Source organism: Acidobacteriota bacterium (assembly GCA_009691245.1).
Lineage (GTDB): Bacteria > Acidobacteriota > Terriglobia > 2-12-FULL-54-10 > 2-12-FULL-54-10 > SHUM01.
Genome location: SHUM01000002.1, coordinates 85,660 through 105,453, shown reverse-complemented (window position 1 = coordinate 105,453; position 19,794 = coordinate 85,660). Strand labels below are relative to the sequence as shown.

Annotated in this window: 12 protein-coding genes; 6 read left to right on the top strand and 6 right to left on the bottom strand. The window is 61.1% G+C overall.

What is annotated here, in order from left to right:
• Positions 1-292: 292 nt before the first annotated feature.
• The gene (dprA, locus tag EXQ56_01230) at positions 293-1,411 is read left to right on the top strand and encodes a DNA-protecting protein DprA (protein MSO19080.1); all 1,119 of its coding nucleotides are present in this window, start codon (positions 293-295) and stop codon (positions 1,409-1,411) included.
• 43 nt (positions 1,412-1,454) lie between these two features.
• Positions 1,455-4,043, top strand: a complete 2,589-nt coding sequence (gene topA / locus EXQ56_01225; protein ID MSO19079.1) for a type I DNA topoisomerase — start codon at positions 1,455-1,457, stop codon at positions 4,041-4,043.
• Between the two features lie 247 nt (positions 4,044-4,290).
• On the opposite strand, the gene EXQ56_01220 is transcribed toward topA, so the two are convergent.
• Entirely contained in the window at positions 4,291-4,872 is a 582-nt protein-coding gene (locus tag EXQ56_01220; GenBank protein MSO19078.1) for a class I SAM-dependent methyltransferase, read from the bottom strand.
• Between the two features lie 109 nt (positions 4,873-4,981).
• The gene (locus EXQ56_01215; protein ID MSO19077.1) at positions 4,982-6,265 is read right to left on the bottom strand and encodes an O-antigen ligase family protein; all 1,284 of its coding nucleotides are present in this window, start codon (positions 6,263-6,265) and stop codon (positions 4,982-4,984) included.
• Between the two features lie 142 nt (positions 6,266-6,407).
• Here EXQ56_01215 and selB point away from each other — a divergent pair, with 142 nt between their 5' ends.
• On the top strand, positions 6,408-8,399 hold the full coding sequence (selB, locus tag EXQ56_01210; protein ID MSO19076.1) for a selenocysteine-specific translation elongation factor: 1,992 nt from the start codon (positions 6,408-6,410) through the stop codon (positions 8,397-8,399).
• Between the two features lie 62 nt (positions 8,400-8,461).
• On the opposite strand, the gene msrB is transcribed toward selB, so the two are convergent.
• Complete coding sequence (gene msrB / locus EXQ56_01205) at positions 8,462-8,845, bottom strand: peptide-methionine (R)-S-oxide reductase (protein MSO19075.1); 384 nt, start codon at positions 8,843-8,845, stop codon at positions 8,462-8,464.
• Positions 8,846-8,969: 124 nt separating this feature from the next.
• Here msrB and EXQ56_01200 point away from each other — a divergent pair, with 124 nt between their 5' ends.
• The gene (locus tag EXQ56_01200; protein ID MSO19074.1) at positions 8,970-10,358 is read left to right on the top strand and encodes an alpha/beta hydrolase; all 1,389 of its coding nucleotides are present in this window, start codon (positions 8,970-8,972) and stop codon (positions 10,356-10,358) included.
• A 90-nt stretch (positions 10,359-10,448) separates the two neighbouring features.
• On the opposite strand, the gene EXQ56_01195 is transcribed toward EXQ56_01200, so the two are convergent.
• Complete coding sequence (locus tag EXQ56_01195; protein MSO19073.1) at positions 10,449-13,625, bottom strand: TonB-dependent receptor; 3,177 nt, start codon at positions 13,623-13,625, stop codon at positions 10,449-10,451.
• 333 nt (positions 13,626-13,958) lie between these two features.
• Here EXQ56_01195 and EXQ56_01190 point away from each other — a divergent pair, with 333 nt between their 5' ends.
• Positions 13,959-15,374: a hypothetical protein gene (locus EXQ56_01190; GenBank protein MSO19072.1), complete on the top strand. Its 1,416-nt coding sequence runs from the start codon at positions 13,959-13,961 to the stop codon at positions 15,372-15,374.
• A gap of 93 nt (positions 15,375-15,467) precedes the next feature.
• The gene (locus EXQ56_01185; GenBank protein ID MSO19071.1) at positions 15,468-16,373 is read left to right on the top strand and encodes a hypothetical protein; all 906 of its coding nucleotides are present in this window, start codon (positions 15,468-15,470) and stop codon (positions 16,371-16,373) included.
• 170 nt (positions 16,374-16,543) lie between these two features.
• Here EXQ56_01185 and EXQ56_01180 read toward each other — a convergent pair whose 3' ends face one another.
• Together EXQ56_01180 and EXQ56_01175 are read right to left on the bottom strand one after the other, a co-directional pair.
• On the bottom strand, positions 16,544-19,138 hold the full coding sequence (locus EXQ56_01180) for a TonB-dependent siderophore receptor (GenBank protein MSO19070.1): 2,595 nt from the start codon (positions 19,136-19,138) through the stop codon (positions 16,544-16,546).
• 338 nt (positions 19,139-19,476) lie between these two features.
• Positions 19,477-19,788, bottom strand: a complete 312-nt coding sequence (locus EXQ56_01175) for a hypothetical protein (GenBank protein MSO19069.1) — start codon at positions 19,786-19,788, stop codon at positions 19,477-19,479.
• Positions 19,789-19,794 lie beyond the last annotated feature (6 nt).

Here is a 19,794-nt window from a genome sequence, read left to right as displayed (position 1 = left end):
CGAGTGGCTCACCACGAAACTATCCTCGGAAGAGATTTGTAATTGGACGTCAAGAAAATTCTTGAGACCATTGGATGGATATGTCCTGTAACTTCCGAATGGGCGAGGGAAACTTCCCATTTTCATGAGTGCTTTGAGCGACGTTATGCATAGCGCGCCGTGAACTCCCTTGACAATTGGAATCCAACTCCGCTAGATTCAGTTCGTTTTGTCAAAAGATTCTCAACAGCATGTTCCTGCGAGCAATCCCAGCCGTGACGCTGCGGAGGAAGAGCTCGTTTCCTTGTTGGCCATGCGCTTCGTGCCGGGGCTGGGTAACCGCACGGCGCAGCGGCTGGTGAGCGAGATTGGCTCGGCGGCTGGCGTCTTCCACGCGTCGCTCACAGAGCTGGACGCGCTGGGCTTGCCCACTCACGTGGCGCGCGCGCTGGCCACGGGTACGTCGTTTGAGCAGGCGCTGCGAGAGGCCGAGGCGGCGCGGCAGAAGGGCGCGGTGTGTCTGACTTTTCAGGATGCCAGCTACCCCGAGAAGCTGCGCGAGATTTTCGATCCGCCACTGCTGCTCTACGCAATGGGCGATATATCGCTGCTGGATGCGGACCTCGTCGGCGTGGTCGGGTCGCGCCGCCCGACGGCTTATGGCCGGGCCATGGCGCAGCGCCTCTCGACCGATCTGGCCGCGCACGGACTGGGCATCATCAGCGGCTTGGCGCGCGGCATTGATGCCGCCGCGCATCAGGGCGCGCTCGACGCCAACGGCAAGACGATTGCCGTGATGGGCTCGGGCATTGATGTGGTCTATCCCGCGGAGAACAAGAAACTCTACGAGACGATTGCCGCGAAGGGGTTGCTGCTCTCCGAGTTTTCGCTGGGGACGTTCCCCGCGCCGCAGAATTTCCCGATTCGCAATCGCATCATCAGCGGATTGTCGGCGGGCGTTTTGGTGGTCGAGGCCGCCGAGCACTCCGGCTCGCTGATCACGGCGCGGCTGGCGATGGAACAGAATCGCGAAGTGTTTGCGGTGCCCGGATCGGTTACCAATAAAAATAGTTGGGGACCGCATCTGCTCATCAAACAGGGCGCGAAACTGGTGCAGGACTGGCAGGATGTGCTGGAGGACCTGCCATCTCAGGTGCGCTTGCGCCTGCTCGAAAGCTCAGCGGAAAACGGGCTGGGAAAGAATTCCGCATCTCCCGCCGCCAGCCGCGCATCTCTATTCGCGGAATCTATTTCGGAAACAGAGCGCGCAATTTATGACTTGCTGAAAGTGGAAGAGGCGGTACATATTGATGAAGTCCTGAACACGCTCCCGAACCTATCATCGTCGGAAGTGCTGGCAAGTCTGCTGGAGCTTGAATTCAAGAGCCTGATCCGGCAGTTGCCCGGGAAGAATTTTGTAAAGACGTTCTAATTGATGTATTAGTGGAAGTGAAAGGTCCGAGGATCGAATCGAGATGGCAAAAGCAGCGGCAGTGAAATCCACCACGAAGAAAGCGGCGTCAAAAGCAGCAGGGGAAACGTCCGTCCTGAAAACTTCCGTGGCGGGTGATCCCCCGGAGACACCCAAGGGCAAGACCCCCAGGAAACCTTCGGGCAAGATACTGGTGGTCGTGGAATCGCCGGCCAAGGCCAAGACCATCAATAAATATTTGGGACCAGGCTATGTGGTGAAGGCCTCGCTCGGCCACGTGAAAGATCTGCCGAGCAAGACCCTCGGCGTGGATGTCGACAAGAATTTCCAGCCCACTTATGAGCCGCTGGAGTCGCGCGCCAAGATTCTCACCGAGCTGCGCGCCGCCGCCAAAAACGCCACCGCCATCTATCTGGCCGCTGATCCCGACCGCGAAGGCGAGGCCATCTGCCAGCACTTGGCCGAGGAACTCTCGACCGGCGTGCCCATTCATCGCGTGCTGTTCAACGAGATTACCAAGTCGGCGATTCAGGAATCCTTCAAGAATCCCGGCGAGATCAACGCCAAGCTGGTGGACGCGCAACAAACGCGCCGCATTCTCGACCGTCTGGTGGGCTACAAGATCAGCCCTCTGCTGTGGGACAAAGTGCGCCGGGGTATCTCCGCCGGCCGCGTGCAATCCGTGGCGATGCGCTTCATCGTCGAGCGCGAACAGGAGATTCGCGCCTTCCAGAAGGAAGAGTATTGGACCATCGCCGCGCGCGTGGCCGCCGGCTCGCCGCCGCCATTCGAAGCGCGCCTGATCCGTCGCGCCGGGAAAGATTACATCGTTCGCGGGGAGTCCAAGTCCGGCAGCATTCAGGCTCAGGCCGAGCGCGGCAGGATTCGCCTGGGCAACGAAGCCGAAGGCGCCGCGCTGCGCACGGAGCTTGAAAAGCAGCAGTTTGTGGTGGCCTCCACCGCGACCAAGGAAACGCGTCGCAATCCCATGCCGCCCTTTGTTACCGCGCGTCTGCAGCAGGACGCCGCGCGCAAACTGGGCTTCACCGCCAAGCGGACCATGGGTTTGGCGCAGAAACTCTACGAGGGCGTGGAGCTGGGCGAAGAGGGCCCCACCGGCCTGATCACCTACATGCGTACCGACTCCACCCGCGTTTCCGGCGGCGCTCTCGACGAAGTGCGCGCATGGATCAGCGGGAATTTCGGCGACGCCTATCTGCCCGGCTCGGCGAATTTCTATCGCAGTAAGAAAGGCGCGCAAGACGCCCACGAAGCCATCCGTCCGACCTCTGCCGACCGCACTCCAGAGAGCATGGCCAAGTATCTGGATGACGACGCGCTGAAACTCTACCGGCTCATCTGGCAGCGCTTCGTGGCCTCGCAGATGACCCCGGCCATTTTTGACCAGACCACCATTGAGATCAAAGCCGGCGATTACGAGTTTCGTGCGACCGGATCGGTGCCGAAGTTCGATGGGTTCCTGAAGGTCTACGAAGAATCGAAGGACACCAAGGACGACGAGGACGATGAGCTGGGCCGCCGCCTGCCCATGGTGCGGGCTGGCGAGAATCTGCGCCTCGAGGAAGTTTTGCCCAAGCAGAACAGCACCGAGCCGCCGCCACGCTACAACGAAGCGAGTCTGGTGAAGGAGCTGGAGGAGAAGGGCATCGGACGTCCCTCCACGTACGCGACAATCTTGAGTACCATTCAGGAGCGCGAGTACGTTCAGAAGATCAAGAACAAATTCATGCCGACCGAGTTGGGCATGGTCGTAACCGAACTGCTCATCGTCAATTTCGCCGACATCCTGGATGTTACCTATACGGCGCGTCTCGAAGAGTCGCTCGACGAGATTGAGGAAGGCAAGCAGGATTGGGTCGATACCCTGACGGATTTCTATGCGAAGTTCTCCAAGGACCTGGCCATTGCCGAAAAAGAGATGGTCGACATCAAGCGCATGGAGCGGCCCACGGATATAATCTGCGAGCGCTGCGCCAAGCCCATGGTCATCAAGTGGGGGCGCAACGGCAGCTTCATCGCCTGCACGGGATATCCTGAGTGCACCAATACGCGCGATCTAGCCGTGGATGTCAACGAGTTGGGCGAAGGCGCGGTGCCTGATGGCGCGACGGACGGCGAGCCGGTCGAGAAGTGCGAGAACTGCGGCAAGGACATGGTCTTGAAGCGTGGACGCTTCGGCCAGTTCTACGCCTGCGCCGGGTACCCCGAGTGCAAGACCACGAAAAAAATCGGCCAGACACAGCAGTCGAAACCGCCCGTGCCCATTGATGAGAACTGTCCGCAGTGCAAAAAACAGCTGGTCATCCGGCAGGGGCGCTTCGGCGAATTCACTTCCTGCAGCGGCTATCCCAAGTGCAAGTACATCAAGCAGGACACCACCGGCGTGAAGTGCCCCGAGTGCAAGGACGGCGAGATCGTGCAGAAACGCTCCAAGCGTGGGCCGTTCTATAGCTGCAATCGCTATCCGAAATGCAAGACCACGCTGAAGCACAAGCCGCTGCCGCAACCCTGTCCGAAGTGTGGCTCGGAGTATCTGCTGGAAAAAACCGTGAAGGACTCGACCACCATCGAGTGCCCCAACGAAGCCTGCGACTACGAAAAAGCCGCGTGATGGCGGTTGCCCGAAGGGCAACTACTTGCTCGGAAGTTACCTGGAGGGCATGACCGTGAATAGCCGCAGGTGAAACCTACGGACTGCGGGTTCCCAAAATACGAGCGGCCCTGAAGGGGCCGGACTAACAAATTCGAAGTCAACCCCGTTCGGGGTTGGACCACATTTGTCCGTTCTGAACCGTAGGTTTCACCTGCGGCTATTCACGGTCATGCCCTTCGGGCATGCGGGTTCGGGATATTCTTGATTAGCTCACCGGCTTGATTGCAGTAATCAAAACGCTGAATAGCTCAGCGCTGGATGCGCCGGCGCCATCCGGTGCTGGAAGAAGTTGCCAGGCGGGTTCAACGAACCCGCAACTCCGCAGCATCTCGACGTACTCATCCGCACGCAACAGCTTGCTTGAACTTTCCTCATCCGCTTCGATCAGCGCGGCGGTGCCATTTTCATGAGCGATCTGATTGAGTATCCACAACGCGCCGCCGGGCGCCAGCACGCGATGGGTATGCCGCAGCGCCCCCGCCGGGTCCTTCACGCGATATAAAGTGTCGATCATCACGGCGTGAGTGAAGAAGCCATCCTGCCAGGGATTTTCCTCGGCCTCGGCGGCGATGTGGAGAATATTCTCGAAACCCACTGAGTGCCTGCGCGCCTCGCCGATGCGGTCGGTGGATGCGTCCAGACCCACCACCGTACCGCTGCTGGCAAACCCGGCCATGATGCGGCAGGCCCAGCCGTCGCCGCAGCCGACGTCCAGCAGGCGGTCCTGCGCCGCGATGCGCATGAGCGGCAGCAAATATTCTCTGAAAAGATGTTTCGATCGTTCCACGCAAAATACTCCCACGCCAGGCGTGATGCAAAACAGAGCCGCGACCGTAAGGGAGCGGGGTTCGTTCGTACATTCAATACCCGCCACCGCAGCGCCAACTCCCGCTCCCTTACGGTCGCGGCTCTGTTTTGATATCGTCCAATTCCAGCCTGCTGGCGGCCAGCGGCAGCGTAACGAAAAATAGGTAGAGCATCAGCACCTCCGAGTCGCCGAAGTTATATTCGAAGGCACCCAACACGATCATCCCCAGCGTGGCCGCCACCGCCGTGCGCGCCAGCGCAGCCGTGGCTGCGTTGCGCGCCGATGTCAGACGGTAATTGGCACGCAGAATCACTACGATCAGCCAAACGAAAAATGCCAGCGCGGGCAGGCCGCGCTCCGCCGCGAAGTGAATGAAGCTGTTGTGCAGATGTCCATACCAGGCTGGTGGCAGAGTGATCCCCGCCGGCCGGTACCGCTCGAACATCGGCGCAACGCGCTCCGGCCCCACGCCGAATAGAGGATGAGCAACGATCATCGCTAGCCCGGTGCGGGCCATCACCAAGCGCGATTGAATGGAGGAGTCCGACCCCGGCTCCACAATTGACTGCTCGCGCTTCCGCAGTGCATCCGGCGCGGCCAGATAGAGTATCAGCAGGCCCGCCGGGATCAGTGGCACCAGCCACTTGCGGTACGAGTAGACCAGATAGCTAAATCCCACCAGCGCGCCGAGCCACGCCCCACGCGTGAAGGCGGCGAGGAGCGCCGTGCTGGTCAACGAGAATCCGATCAGCGCCCAAGCGCGTTGACCGCCCTGCCTGAAAAAAATCATAGCGGCCACGCCCATGATGAGGAGCATGAGCTGTCCGCCATAGGTCATCCAGTGGCTCATGAAGCCGGTGATCTGATGCGTGATGTAGTTTTCATAAAAGGGCAGGTTCTGCGCCGCGATGTAACGATAATCGCCAACGAACTGGATCAGCCCCCACCCCGCCGACGCCGTTCCGGTGAGCAGCGTCGCGCGCAACGTCCAGTCAACTTGGGACGCGCGCGTAAAGGCTGTGTAGGTGATGGGAATCACGGCCAGCAGCACCAGCTTCTTGATCTGAGAGAGTCCGGCTAATGGCGCGTCGGAAAATGCCAGTGAGAGCGCAGTCCAGAGGATGAAGCCCAGCAGCGGCCAAGCCCATGTGGCGGGCAGCATGCCACGCTCCCGGCCGCGCTTATGGTCGCGCCTGAAGAGAATCGCCAGCACGCTAGCCGCCAGCAGAATCTGCGACACCGCGATGGAGATGGTAATCGTGGCGCAGGCTCCGCCCGCAAGCCATGCAGGAAGCTCCTGCCTCCAACGATTGGTGATGGATGGATGGATTGTCTCAGTATTCATGCTGAATATGACCGGCGCGACCGTCATCGGCCATCATACGCGAAAAACTCCCATCCCCGTCAGCCGCTTCACTATGCGTCTTATTTTTTGGTTGTTCACGGCTGTTGGAATACAATCAATCTCTTCGCATTTGTTGCCGGGAGTCCCGGCTGGAGTGACGGCAGAATAAATGAAATCGATCATCGTAGGCACCGCAGGGCATATTGATCATGGTAAGAGCGCGCTTGTCCGCGCGCTGACGGGCACGGACCCGGATCGCCTGGAAGAGGAGAAGCGGCGCGGCATCACCATTGACCTCGGCTTCGCCACGCTCGATCTGAAAGGGCCTGGCAAAGATCAAAACGAAGATCAAAAGGAAGAGCAATACCGTCTCGGCTTCGTGGACGTGCCGGGGCACGAGCGCTTCGTCAAGAACATGCTCGCGGGCGTGGGTGGCATCGATCTGCTGCTGCTGATCATCGCCGCCGACGAGGGCATCCAGCCGCAGACTCAGGAGCACTTCGACATCTGCCGCCTGCTGGAAATTCAGCGCGGGTTGGTGGTTCTGACGAAATCTGATTTAGTCGACACAGACCGGCTCGATCTCGCGAAGCTCGAAGTGGAAGAGTTTCTCGCCGGATCATTTCTCGCCAATGCGCCCGTGGTCCCCGTCAGCGCCAAGACCGGCGCGGGACTCGATCAACTGCGCGTGGAGCTGGCGCGCGCGGCGGGCGAAGCGCCCGCCAAGGATTCCTCGCGACACTTCCGCCTGCCCATCGACCGCTCGTTCCTTATGAAAGGATTCGGCACGGTCATCACCGGCACGCTGGTCTCGGGAAAAGTTAAGAAGGACACCGAGGTCGAAGTCCAGCCCACTGGCAAGCGTCTCCGCGTGCGCGGCATTCAGGTGCATGGGCGTGCCGAGGACACCGCGCTGGCCGGGCAGCGCACCGCGTTGAATCTGGGTGGCGCTGAACCAGGCGAGTTGCTGCGCGGCATGACGCTGACTGAGCCGGGCCGCTTTCAGCCCACGCGCCGCGCCGACTGTATCTTGAATCTGCTGCCCTCGGCCATCGCGCTAAAAAATGGCGCGCAGGTCCATTTCCACTCGGCCACCTCCGAGATCATCGCCACCGCTGTGATTCTGGAAGAGGCCCCGTCGTCCGGCGACGACACCGCGCTGCGACTCGATCCGGGCCGCTCCGGCTACGTCCAGTTCCGCCTGCGCGAGCCGCTGTTACTGCTCCCCGGCGATCACTTCATCATCCGCAAACTGTCTCCAGTTATCACCATCGGCGGCGGACGCGTACTCGATAACCTGACGCCGCCCGACAGCGTTCCCACGCGCCAGAAGCGCGACGCGGCCTATCGCAATTTCCTCTCGGTGATTGAGCAGGGGAGTCATCAGGAAATTCTCGCGTTGCTCGTCGCGCGCACTCCCTCGCGCTCGATCACGTTGGTTGCCGCCGTCGCGCGCACCGGATGGTTGGACAAGGAGGCCAGCGTCGCCGCCGAAGCGTTATGCTCCGCCGGCAAGCTGGTGAAGCTGGCTCAGCAAAGCACGCAGCAGCCGATTCGATACGCTGATGCCGCATATCTGGCTGGATTGCAGGAAGCGGTCCTGCAACTGCTGCTCAAGTTTCATCAGGCCAATCCGCTGCAGCCTGGCATGTCGATCGAAGCGGTGCGCGGGAAAGTCTTCCGGCGTGCTGACTCGCAAATTGCAGAAACCGTGCTGCGCCGGATGGCGGATGCGGGCACGCTGGTAATCAGCGGTGAGACGGCGCGGCTGGCCGCGCACAAGATTGTGTTGAAGGATGATGAAGAGAAATCGAAGCGGCAAATCTCGAAAGCCTTCGAGGCCGCTGGATTATCCGTCCCATCGATACGCGAGGTGCTGGACCGCGTGCCGCTCGACCGCCAGCGCACCGACCGCGTCTTTAAATTGTTGCTGCAGGAGAAGGTGCTGATCCGCGTGAGCGAAGACCTGGTCTATCACGCAAGCGCGCTGCAGGACCTGCGCCAGCGCCTCGCGCAGCACAAACTGAAAAGTCCGCGCATCAATGTTACGGCGTTCAAGGACTTGGCCGGCGTCAGCCGCAAATACGCCATCCCGCTGCTGGAATATCTCGACCGCGAAAAGGCCACGCGCCGCGACGGCGACGAGCGCGTAATTCTTTAGGGTGTAGGGCGTTGGATGTGGGGGCGGCGCCGCTAGGGTTTCCCCACACCCTACACCCTTTCTTACTTCTTCTCAAATGCCAGCGATGTTGAGTTGATGCAATAGCGCAGGCCGGTGGGTTTGGGGCCATCGTGGAAGACGTGGCCGAGATGCGCGTCGCACTGGGCGCACATTACTTCCGTGCGCGTCATGCCGTGGGTCTGGTCCGTCTCCGTTTTCACGTTGGCGCCAAAGGCCGGCTCCCAGAAGCTGGGCCAGCCGGTGCCGGAGTCAAACTTGGCGGTGGCGTCAAACAGGTCCGAGCCGCAGCAGACGCACTTGTACATGCCCGGCTCGTGGTTGTCAAAATACTTGCCGGTGAACGGTGGCTCGGTTCCCTTCATGCGGCAGACGTGAAACTGCTGCGAATCGAGTGCATTCTTCCATTCCTGATCGGACTTCTTCATGGACGACACCTCTTACCACAAACTAATTTCATGATACCAAATCGCGCCGGGTATATTGGTATACTTGGCGGCAAGTGCGCGGCACACTATATAATATAGAACGCGTTGGTAGCAGGAGGCACTCATGAAAAACAGAAATATTCGAATTCTGGCGACCGCCATGCTCGCCTTGCTTTTTTCACTTGCCTGGAATTTATCGGCGCGCACCGCGGCGGTAGGTGATGCGGAAGACGAAGTCGTCAAGATGCTGGGCGAGAACAAGCCGTTTCACGCCGTCACGCCTGAGGTGTTCAATCGCCTCGGCTGGGATTTGCCCGACGGCGGCGCGGCGGTGAAGGCGCTGGCCGACGCCGCGCCCGGCGGCGCGTTCGATCCGCGCAAGCTGGAGTCGATCTCTGAGGCCCAGCTCGGCTATCGCGTCAAGTGGCATGAGGTTCGCTACAAAGTTTACGGCATCGAGTGGGACATTCCCGGCCTAATGCTGACGCCGCTCCATCCCGTAAGTCCCAATTTGCCGACCATGGTCATCATCAACGGCGGCTCCTCCAACTGGTATGAGTTTTTCGTCGATCCGCTCAACGCGCCGGGCCTGGGGCAGTACCTCGCGCAGCGCGTCCCGACGCTGATTGTCACCATCCCCGGCAATTTCCGCCACGGCGGCTGGAGTGAGGCGAAATATGAGGAGCGCATCCCCGGCTATGTGCTGGACCGCGATGTTTCCGCCGACGAACTGAAGTTTCGTAACGCGGCGTACACGTTCCGCGTGGTGGCTGACGGCGTGGCGGCCATCATAGAAAAAGTCGTGCAGGGCCCGGTGGTGATCGTGGGCCATTCGACGGGAGGGGAGATTCAGTTCCTCTTGAAAGACCGTCTGAAGTCGCGCCTGCGCGGGCTGTCGCTCGGATGGGGCACGGGAGGACCGGCGTCGCTGGCGGCCATGCAGGAGTTCCGCGGCGAGCGCGGCGCGGACGATTATCTGCACGTGCGCGAGTTGCGCGCGCGGCCCAATAGCGGGCACGCGCGTGGATATCTTGGCCCGCTGAATCCCGTCTGGGACGCGAGCAAGTCGCGCGAAGCGATGGCCGAGCATTGGATGGGATTGGAAGAGCGCCGCCGCCCGAAGTTCAAGCAGCCGCTTCAGGACATGGAGCACAACAGCGCCGACAATCTGCGCGAAAATGCCGCCACGCAAATCCGTGAAACGCTGAAGGGCAATAAGCTAGGCGTGAATCCTGACGAGGTGATTCGCGATCTATTCTCGACTATGAAGTCGCCCGAGGTGGGCTATACGAAGATGATCTGGACCACGGCGCAGCTTGACGACGGGCACTGGGACAAGGACTCCACCAAGGCGCGCGAACTGCAAGTGGCCAACGAATTCCGCAAAGCCAACCCCGGCATCCCGATCCGCGTGATGGTTTTTGATGTGCCCATGACCCACTACGGCCATGTGGAGAAGCCCAAGCAGTTAGCCGGCGGTTTGCTCGCGGCGCTGATGTGGCTGGCGCAGTAACAGAGCCGCGACCGTGAGGGAGCGGGGGTTGGTTTTCCTTCATGGGAAGTACCAACCACCGCTCCCTCACTGTCGCGGCTCTGTTAAAAACTAAAACGTCAGGCGCAGCGCGAACTGGACTTGCCGCCAGTTCTGGTTCAACGTGCGCGAGATGACTCCGGTCGTGCCTACGCGAGTGCCGGCTGCCGCAAAGGCGCTGGCGGCTGGGCCGGCGAAGTTGGCGTGATTGAAGAGGTTGAAAAACTCGGAGCGGAACTGCATGTTCCAGCGATCGCTCAGCGCGGTGTTCTTGGCCAGCGAAAAATCCCACTTAACCAGGCCCGGTCCGTACAGCGTGTTGCGTCCCACGTTGCCCAGCTCGAACGCGCCGGGCAGATCATAAGCGCAGGGGTCGAAGAAAAGATCCGGCCCGCCGAGCGCACGGCCGGGAGCGATGACCACCGCGCCGGAGGTGCATCCCGTGGAGGCGCCGCTGCTGATGTCTTCGCCCGTGCGCCCAGCGGCGGCTTGCGGCGAGCGGATGGTGATTTGTCCGGCGGCCAGCGCCGTGGGACTGGCGGCGGTTACGGTGAACGGCTGGCCGCGCTGCGCGGTGAAGATTCCACTCAACTGCCAACCGGCGATCAGATGCTTGGCGATTCCGGACGCGCCCTTGGCGAAGGGCAGGTCGTAGGAGTAGTTCGTGGTCAGCGACACGGGAATTCCGTAGCCGCTCAAGCCGCGGTTGGCGCCGCCGTCGTAGGTGTATTTCAGAATGGGGAAGTCGCTTGACGTAACATTCTGCCCGGTGTTGTTGCCGTCATTCTCATTGATGGTCCTCGACCATGTAAACGACGCTTGCGTTTGGAAGCCCGCCGCGAAGCGCCGCTGATAGGAGGCGGTCAGCGCGTTGTACCAGGAGTCGGTGGTGTTGTTGTAGTAGCAGATGCATTCGTAGCTGGGATTGAAGCGCACAGGGTTCGGCGCGGTTTCGAGCGACCGTCCGTTGTAGGTGGCGATGGCCTGATTGTAATTCTCGAGCGACGTCAGGTTCAGTCCGCGATTGCCCACGTAACCGACACTCAGCACGCTGCTGGAATCAATCTGTTGCTGAATATTCAGGTTGTACTGCATGGTGTGCGGCGTGCGGATGTCGTCGTATTGAAACACATAGACGGTGCCGAAGGGCGCGCGCGTGCGTAGCGCCGCTTCAATGGCCGCCGCCGCGTCGGGAAAGGTTCCTGCTGCCGCGTCGTTGGCGGCGATCTGGAAATCGTACTCGGCAAATAGTGGCGCGACACGCGCCATCGAGCGGAACCAGACGCCGGGATCAAGCGGGACGTAAAACAATCCAAAGCCGCCGCGCACGGAAGTCTTGCCGCTCGAGAACGGCGTCCAGGCGAAGCCGAGGCGCGGCGCGAGATTGCCGATCTTGTTTTTCCACAGAGGATCGCCGACCGAGGTGGCCGGGTCTTCGCGGTGGCGCAGATTGGCGATGAGGCCGTTGACTTCGGTGGGCACCGAGGAGTCATCCCAGCGCACGCCCAGGTTCAGCGTCAGGCCGGGGCGCACCTGCCAGTCGTCCTGCGCGTAGAGGGAATAGAACCATTGCCGCATCCCGCGCACCGAGCCGCGCCCGGTCTGCGGCGGCGTGCCGCGATAGTTATTGGGGACGGCGGCGAGGAACTGCGCGAAGCTGGCGAAGGTCCATGTGCCGTTGCCGCGATTGGGCTGGTCGGCGTTGAACTGCAGCCGCTCGACCATGCCGCCGAGCTTCAGCGCGTGTGCGCCGAGCGTGAGGCTGAAATCGTCCTGCTCGTTGAAGCGATTGGTGGTCCACTGAATTTTCGGCGTGACATTGGTGTTGTATCCGGTGATGCCGCTGCCCGGCGCGATGCCCGGCAGCGCCTGTCCCGGCACGGTGGGCACTCCGGGAACGCTGGCGAACCCGGTGGTGCTGGCCACGGGAGCGACGCGGTTGAACGAAAAGCGGAAGGTGTTCAGCGCGCGAGGTGAAATGATTTGCGTCTCGGAGAGCGTGAACAGCCGCGAGTTCAAATTCTGATCCGACACGTTGCCGGGATAGTCCGACGTGCGCGAGCGATTCGAGTTGGAGATGGTGAAGCGTCCGAAGAACGAGGCGTTTTCAGTAAGCTGCTGATCGTAACGGCCCTGGCCAAAATCCTCGCGCGTGGGCTGCACGGCGGGGAAGCGGTACTCGCCGATCAACGGGTCGGCCAGCACGCGTCCGCCGGGCGTGGGCAGCGGAAAGAACGGAATGAAGGGCGCGGACTTTGGTGATGTGGTCGCCAGGCGCGCCGTGGCGGTGGGCACGATGTTGGTTTGCGTCTGCGTGAGCGACTCGCGCATGGCCTCATAGGCCGTGAAAAAGAATGCCTTGTCAGAGATGACCGGCCCGGCGATGGTGCCGCCAAATTGGTTGCGGCGCAGCGGCCATTTTTGCGGATCGAAGAAGTCCCGCGCGTCGAGCGCGCTGTTGCGCAGATATTCATAGATGCTGCCGTGAAATTCGTTGGTGCCGGATTTCGACACCGCATTGAACACGCCGCCCATGGCGCGGCCATACTGCGCGCTGAAGGAATTGGTCAGCACCTGAAATTCGCGCACCGTCTCGGCGCCCAGCAGCGCGCCGCTGGGCCCGGCGGGGATGTGGCGGCTGAAGTCATTGATATAGCTGCCGTCGAGCAGGTAGGCGTTGTCCTCGCCGCGCGAGCCGGAGATGGAGATGCGTTTGCCGAAGCCCACCGTGCCGCTATTGGCTGTCGAGTTGACAGCGGAGACCACGCCGGGATTGAGCAGGATGAGTTGCGTAACGTCGCGGCCATTCAGCGGCAGCTCGCGGATGGTGCGGTCTTCGACGAGATAACCAACGGTCGCTTCCGTGGTCTGCACCAGCGGAGCTTCGCCGGTTACTTCGATGGTCTGCGAGACGGAGCCGACCGAAAGTTGCAGATCAACCACGGCCTCGCGGCCCACGTTCAGCACGATGCCGCTGCGCGCCTCGGTCTGGAAACCTTCCAGCGTGGCGGTAACTTTATAGTTGCCCAGACTCAACATGGGCGCGTTGTAGCGCCCCGCCGAATCGCTGGCGACGGTGCGCGACAAACCTGTGTCCTCATTCAGCAGGACCACTTGGACGCCGGGTAGCACCGCGCCGGTCGCATCCTTCGCCGTACCCGAGATGGTTCCCGTGGTGATCTGCGCTCCAGTCGGCGCAGCCAGCGCGACGGTGAGCAGCAATAGAAACGCGTACGTTTTCCTCAACATGAACTCCTCCTAATGGCGGTCTAAGACCGAACCAGACCGACGGCAAGACGTCAATGTCCACACAAGTTCTGCTGGTAATCTAATGGACCGGCCTGGCAGTGTCAAGGATGCGGGGTGCCTGATCCGAGCCGCGACAGTCATGGAGCGGCCACCATGCGTATCCGTCGGCAAATCAAATGAAAGCAAAGAGACGTGTGGCGGGCGATGTGTTCCAAGCGAACGCTCATCGATGATCGGACATTGTGGCTGCTCCATTACTGTCGCGGCTCGGATTGGCCCGCCTTCGCATACAATAAAGATGACTGACTTTTGTGGTGGGAGGAACTTGCTCTTATGCGTAGCACTCGTCTGATCATTGCCTTGTTCGCGGCGCTTGCCGCCGGCCCCGCCCGCGCCGCCGAGCCGCTGAACCTGAGCTTCAAGAGCGTCGCCGGCGCCGACTGGGGCGCGATTGCGCGGCCCGAGCTGGTCGAGATTTCCAAACGCGTCATGGCTCTGCCGGATATCGCTATCAAGTCGCACGAGGAAGTGCTGCGCATCCAGTCGCTGGGCCTCGACTGGGACATCGCGGCGGTGATCTACGAGCCCACTGACGCGGCGAAGATTACCGTCGGAGCCGACGGCAAGAAGGTCGGCGTGTTCATGCTGCACGGCGGCTCGGGCGACCATCGCTCGATGGACAAGTTCGCGCGCTTCCTGGCCACCAAGTTCGGCTACAAGGTTGTCAACATGTCCTATCCCGGCCGGCTGAATCTCGACGTGGCTAATCACGACTGGCCCGGCGACACCATCGGCGCTGACGGCACCATGCGCACGCCGATGTGGTTGCGCGGCCAGCAGATCAGCAAGGACCAATATGAAGTGGTGCAGGATCGCGATGAGGCCCGCCGCCGCCGCTGGGGCACGCTGTTCCTGGCCTGCGCCAAGCCCGGCACGGAATTCTACGACCGCATGGCCGGATGGCCCGCCGCGTTTGAAGACGGCGGCGTCGCGCTGCTCGCTAAGCACCTGCCCGCCGCGCAGTTTTCCGTCTACGCGCATGGCCACTCGACCGGCGGCCCCTTCACGATGATCTTCAGCCAGCGCGTGCCCAACATGGCCGGCATCCTGGGCATGGAAAGCTCGCCCTTTGGCGCGCTCTACGGCAAGATGACGCGCGAGATTCAGGGCATCGCTGAAACCTGGGAGGCCGGCTTCCACTGCCTGCGCGTGCGCAGTTGGCGCGATACGGCGCGCTACTACGGCTATGAGCTGATCCAGCGCGAGGGCACCAAGGCGCTGGAGCGTCTGGCGATGGTGATGGAAGAGGTGCTCGAAGATTGGGAGAAGGAGACGCACGAGGCGCAGTTCAAGGCCGAGAACATCATCCACTTCGATTCGCCGCCGCAGCTTGCCGACGCCGCGCGCGCCGCCGCCAAGCGTCTGAAGATGAGCGAGGCGGAGACGAAAAAGCTGGTCGATCGCTACGTCGGATATCTCAAGGAACTCTCCGGCCCCGGCGTCAAGCCCGTGCCGCCGCTCTATCTGAACATCGCCAAAAACAGCCGCGACCATGACCCGCAGATTTACGAGAAGGTCTATCTGCCGAGCTACGCCGCCATGAGGCCCGCGCCGAAAGTTCGTTTGGTGCAGCTCGACGCCGGCACGCACGGCTACACCGCCGCCGAAGAGGGCCTGCCGCTGGGCATCGCCCCCGTCGGCGCGCTGCTGTGGCACGAAGCGATTCTGGGTGGATTCTTTAAGAAATAGGGATTAGGGGTTCGCTGTTAGGGATTAAGGCGCTGCCGCACTCCCCAATCCCTAACACCTAATCCCTAACAACCTAACACCGTTTTTTCCAACATGAACGCCACCACGCCCAACGCGCCGTACACGGCTGATCAACGCACACTGCTGCGCGATCTGTTCGCCGCCGGCTGCGTGCTGATAGGCGATGAAGTCGAGCGACGCGTCGGCCTGCGCTCGCCCATCTACATCAACATGCGCGAGAACCTCTACGCGCATCCCGAGGTGCTATGGCGCATCGGCGGCGCGTTCGCGGGGAAGATTCGCGAGCGGGCCAAGGATAGTGCCAGTGCCGCGCGCGTCAGCAAACGGGCCGATGGAGAACTCACGCTCACGCCGGGAGACGCTGGCTCTCCCGCGCCGCAGCCGATACCGCAAATAGTCATCGGCATTCCCGACACGGCCACGCCGCTGGCGCTGGCCACCGCGCTCCACGCCTGGCAGAATCCCGCGGCGCCGGAGATCACCTTCGCGCTGCTGCGCAAGGAAGCCAAGCGCTATCCAGGCCACGAAGAAAGTTTCTGGATTGGCCCTCATCAGGCGAAGCCTGATCCGAGCCGCGCTACTGAACGCCATATTGATGGCGTTCAGGGCGCGCCCACGAGGCCCGCAGCCACAATTCCAGGGGCAAGCGAATCTGCGCCAGTCGATGCTCCTGCTGGCGGTGACAGTTGCGTCGAGCGCGAATACAACCTGATTGACGACGTGGTGGCCAGCGGTCTCACCAAACGCGCCGCCGCCGCAAAGCTCCGCGCCGAAGGCGTCCCGCTGACGCGCATCATCGTCTTCTTTGACCGCGGCCAAGGCGACGGCCTGCGCGAAGAAGGCTTCGACCTGCACAGCATTTTTCAGTTGAAGGACGTTGTGGACTTCTACCACGCCGAAGCGCTCATCACCGCCGCCGACCACCAGCGCATCCAGCAATTCCTCTCCACCCGCCGCTTCGACGTGGCGAATCGCTGATCCGAGCCGCGCCAGTAATGGAGCGGCCACCATGTAGGTAACGCGATTCGGTATGGGTTGGAAAACCCGTGCCCGTTTGCGGGGCGTTGCTTACAACGGCAACTTGGTCGGGCTTATCCGCATGGTGGCCGCTTCATCACTGGCGCGGCTCGGATACACCAGAAAACGATTTAGAAGCGAGCGATCAGTCCCACGCGCACGGCGCGAGGCGCGCCCGGTGAGATGTTGGTGTTGCTGTCGGCGTTGGCGAAGGTGACCGCGTTGAACAGGTTCTCAATGTTCGTTTGCAGGCGCACACGCTCGGTGAGCGAGACGAAGACGGCCCCATCGGCTCGCGTGTAGCCCGGCAGCACCACCGTGTTGTCGATGGCCGCGAACATGTCGCCGCGATGGTGGATGCCCAGGGCGACTGCGATGCGCGGGATGATCCGGTAGTTGTTCCACAGTGAAAAGGTGTGATGCGGCACCTGCCCCACTTGCGCGCCAGCGCGCGCCGCCGTGGTCGCGCTGGTGACGAACGCATCCTGCCAGGCAAGCCCGCCCGCAATTTTCCAGTTGCTCGTGACATTGCCCGCCAGCCCCACCTCGAAACCGTTGCTGCGCTGGCTGCCGGTCTGCACAATGCGCGTGGGGTCATTCGAGTCGGTCGCGCGCGTGTTGGTGCGGTTCAGACGATAGACGGCCGTGGTGAGCGACAAGGCGCGATGAATGTCCCACTTCGCGCCGGCTTCGTAGTTGGTAAATTTCTCCGGCTTCACCTGCTGGGTAATTGTCGTCAGTGCCGAAAATTGATCGCCGGAGCTGGGCAGATACGACACGCTGTAGTTTCCGTAGAGGGAGAGCGGCTCAACGGGCTTCACCACAATTCCCGCGCGCGGCGAGACCAGATGATCCACACGGTCCAGAATGGCGTTGTTGCTATTGGTGGTGCGATTGTTTTGATAACGCAACTCGAAGCGGTCGAAGCGCACCCCGGCAATGACTTGCACGTAACGGGAAACCGCGATTTGATCCTGAAGATAAGTCGCCGTCACGCGCGCCCGCAGGTGATTATCCGCATCGCTCGAATTCTGGCGGAAGGTGATCGGCGTGTCGATGGTGGGATTGAAGAAGGGCGCGAGAATGGAGCTTGAGGTGTTGTGGAAGAATCCCGACTGGCGGAAGTTGTCGGTTACCTGCCGTCCCAACTCGGTGCCTCCCAACAGCGTGTGGTGCATGGGTCCGGTCGAAAGGCGATAGGTTACGTCGGTCTGGTTGAAAATATTAAACCGCGCGGTCGAGTTGTTGTAAGCAGTCAGCGCGACGAACTGCCTATCCGCGGTGGCGGTGCCGGGGACGTAGTTCTGATAGAAGCGGTCATACCCGCCGGCCTGCATCCGGTTGCGGATGCCGAGCCGCCCCGCCTGATGATCGATGGCCGCCGTTCCCAGGTTGATCGTGGCGCGCACTTTGCTTTGCTTCGGATCGCCGTAGAACGTCTCGATGGGCACGTTGGCGGGACGGCCCTCAAACGACGTGATGCCGCGGTCGGCGGTGCGGCGGTCGCGGAAATGTTCGTATCCAAAGGTAATTTTGGTGCGCTGGCTGGGCATGTAGGCGAGCGCTGGACTGATGCCGGTGCGCGCGAGTCCGACAAAGTTGCGAAAGCTGCCGGAATCCTCCGCCATGCCGTTGATCCTCAGCGCGAGCTGATCCCCGAGTGGTTGATTGAAGTCGGCCGTCATGCGTTTATTACCATGCGAGCCGCCTTGCAGCGTGATCTCGTGCAGAGGGGCGAAGGCGGCTTCCTTGGTGATGCGGTTGATCACTCCGCCCGCTCCGCCACGACCGAAGATCATCGCGTTCGGTCCCTTCAACGCCTCAACACGCTCCAAATCGTAAAGGTCGCGGTAATACTGGACATCGTCGCGGATACCGTTGACAAAGAAATCCGCCGAGGAGCGGTTGCCGCGAATGACCACATCGTCGCGATTGTTCTCCCCCTGATGGTAGGCGATGCCGGGCACATAGCGCACCACGTCGCCGAGGTTCTGCATGGCCTGATCGCGAATCAGCTCGCGAGTGACCACGGTGATCGACTGCGGAACGTCGCGCAGCGGCGTGAGCGTCTTGGTCGCGCTGCCGATGGTGGGCGACAGGTACTCGGTCATCTCGCTCACCAGCACGGTCTCGCTGTGCGGCGCAATCGCCAGAATAATCACCAGCATATTCTCCACTATAGGCTCATTCGCGAGCGCGGCCGCGGGCGTGGCCGAAATCGTGGCCGTGGGCGTGGAAAGTCCGGTGCTGTCGGCGGCGACTGCGGTGACTGCTACGATCCGCGAATGTTCCTGAAAGCCCTCCGCCGAGGCGCGCAACGCGTATCTGCCGGGAGCCAGCCGCAACGTGAATTCGCCGTTGCTATCGGAGACGGTAGAGCTCGCGCCTGAAGCATTCGGTTCGATGGCTTCTTCGGAGGCATATTCAGGGAACTGTTCAGGCCGGGCAGTGATCGCTGCTCCAGCGATGGCCGCGCCAGAGGAATCCAGTACGACTCCGCGCAGCGTTACGCCGCGCACCTCAGTGTCGCGCAGCGTGGCGCGATCCGCCGCGTTGGCCGAAGTGTCCGGAGCATTCTGCGCCATCGCCGCCAGTCCCCCCAGCCCCCGAAGCGGAGTGGAGACGGCCAGGACGACAGCTAAGACGATGCCTCGCGTCCAGACTCCCCCAAAAGTCATGACTCGGAACTGCTGACCTTGTAACCCTGCGCTGAAACCTGCCTTCATAGGTTGCGTTCTCCTTCTGTTCCGCGCAGCATCTAAATGCAAATGTGTTGCAATAAGGCCGCGCGTTTATCCCCGTACGATATTCCGTGTTCGCCTTGCCCCACTATTTGTTTGCAGGATTCCTTATTGCAAATGACTTGCAATAAGGAATAACCAGTTTCGCTCACTTCACCGCCGCTTGTCAATATCCGTATTTAAATTTTTGGGGAAGGGATAATGCGGGGCGCTGGCAGAGGTATCCCGCCAGTGCATCCGGCGGATTCGTGACAGCCGTGATGTTCCAGTGTGTTCGGTGTACTCCGAAAAGTGCTATTCATCCTAAATGGATCAGCCTAACCTTAGGCGCCGTGCGCGTAGCCGCGGAGGAATTGGATAGCATCTTTTCTGTCTGCGAATTGCCCTTCGATTCGGTCTCCGTTGCTGTACAGAATCTGGACCTCGTATTTCACGATCGGTTGAGGCGCTGAGAGTTCGTTGTATTGTTCGACGAAAGCAATTGCCTTTTCAATGGAATTCCATTCCACAGCTGCTCCGTGAAGTGGAAGGATGCGCACTGATTTGATTTTTCTTGTGACCGCGCGGTTGAGCTTATCCACAAAGCTTTGAACTTGTTCTGCGTTGATTTCAATCAGAGTTGTGGCTACACGCATGCGCTT

What these genes read in the sequence shown, in the direction of transcription:
- EXQ56_01185 (MSO19071.1), top strand. Translation starts at nt 15,468, where the DNA reads ATGAACGCCACCACGCCCAACGCGCCGTACACGGCTGATCAACGCACA.
- EXQ56_01180 (MSO19070.1), bottom strand. Translation starts at nt 19,138, where the DNA reads ATGAAGGCAGGTTTCAGCGCAGGGTTACAAGGTCAGCAGTTCCGAGTC.
- EXQ56_01195 (MSO19073.1), bottom strand. Translation starts at nt 13,625, where the DNA reads ATGTTGAGGAAAACGTACGCGTTTCTATTGCTGCTCACCGTCGCGCTG.
- EXQ56_01190 (MSO19072.1), top strand. Translation starts at nt 13,959, where the DNA reads ATGCGTAGCACTCGTCTGATCATTGCCTTGTTCGCGGCGCTTGCCGCC.
- selB (MSO19076.1), top strand. Translation starts at nt 6,408, where the DNA reads ATGAAATCGATCATCGTAGGCACCGCAGGGCATATTGATCATGGTAAG.
- EXQ56_01215 (MSO19077.1), bottom strand. Translation starts at nt 6,265, where the DNA reads ATGACGGTCGCGCCGGTCATATTCAGCATGAATACTGAGACAATCCAT.
- msrB (MSO19075.1), bottom strand. Translation starts at nt 8,845, where the DNA reads ATGAAGAAGTCCGATCAGGAATGGAAGAATGCACTCGATTCGCAGCAG.
- dprA (MSO19080.1), top strand. Translation starts at nt 293, where the DNA reads ATGCGCTTCGTGCCGGGGCTGGGTAACCGCACGGCGCAGCGGCTGGTG.
- EXQ56_01200 (MSO19074.1), top strand. Translation starts at nt 8,970, where the DNA reads ATGAAAAACAGAAATATTCGAATTCTGGCGACCGCCATGCTCGCCTTG.
- topA (MSO19079.1), top strand. Translation starts at nt 1,455, where the DNA reads ATGGCAAAAGCAGCGGCAGTGAAATCCACCACGAAGAAAGCGGCGTCA.
- EXQ56_01175 (MSO19069.1), bottom strand. Translation starts at nt 19,788, where the DNA reads ATGCGTGTAGCCACAACTCTGATTGAAATCAACGCAGAACAAGTTCAA.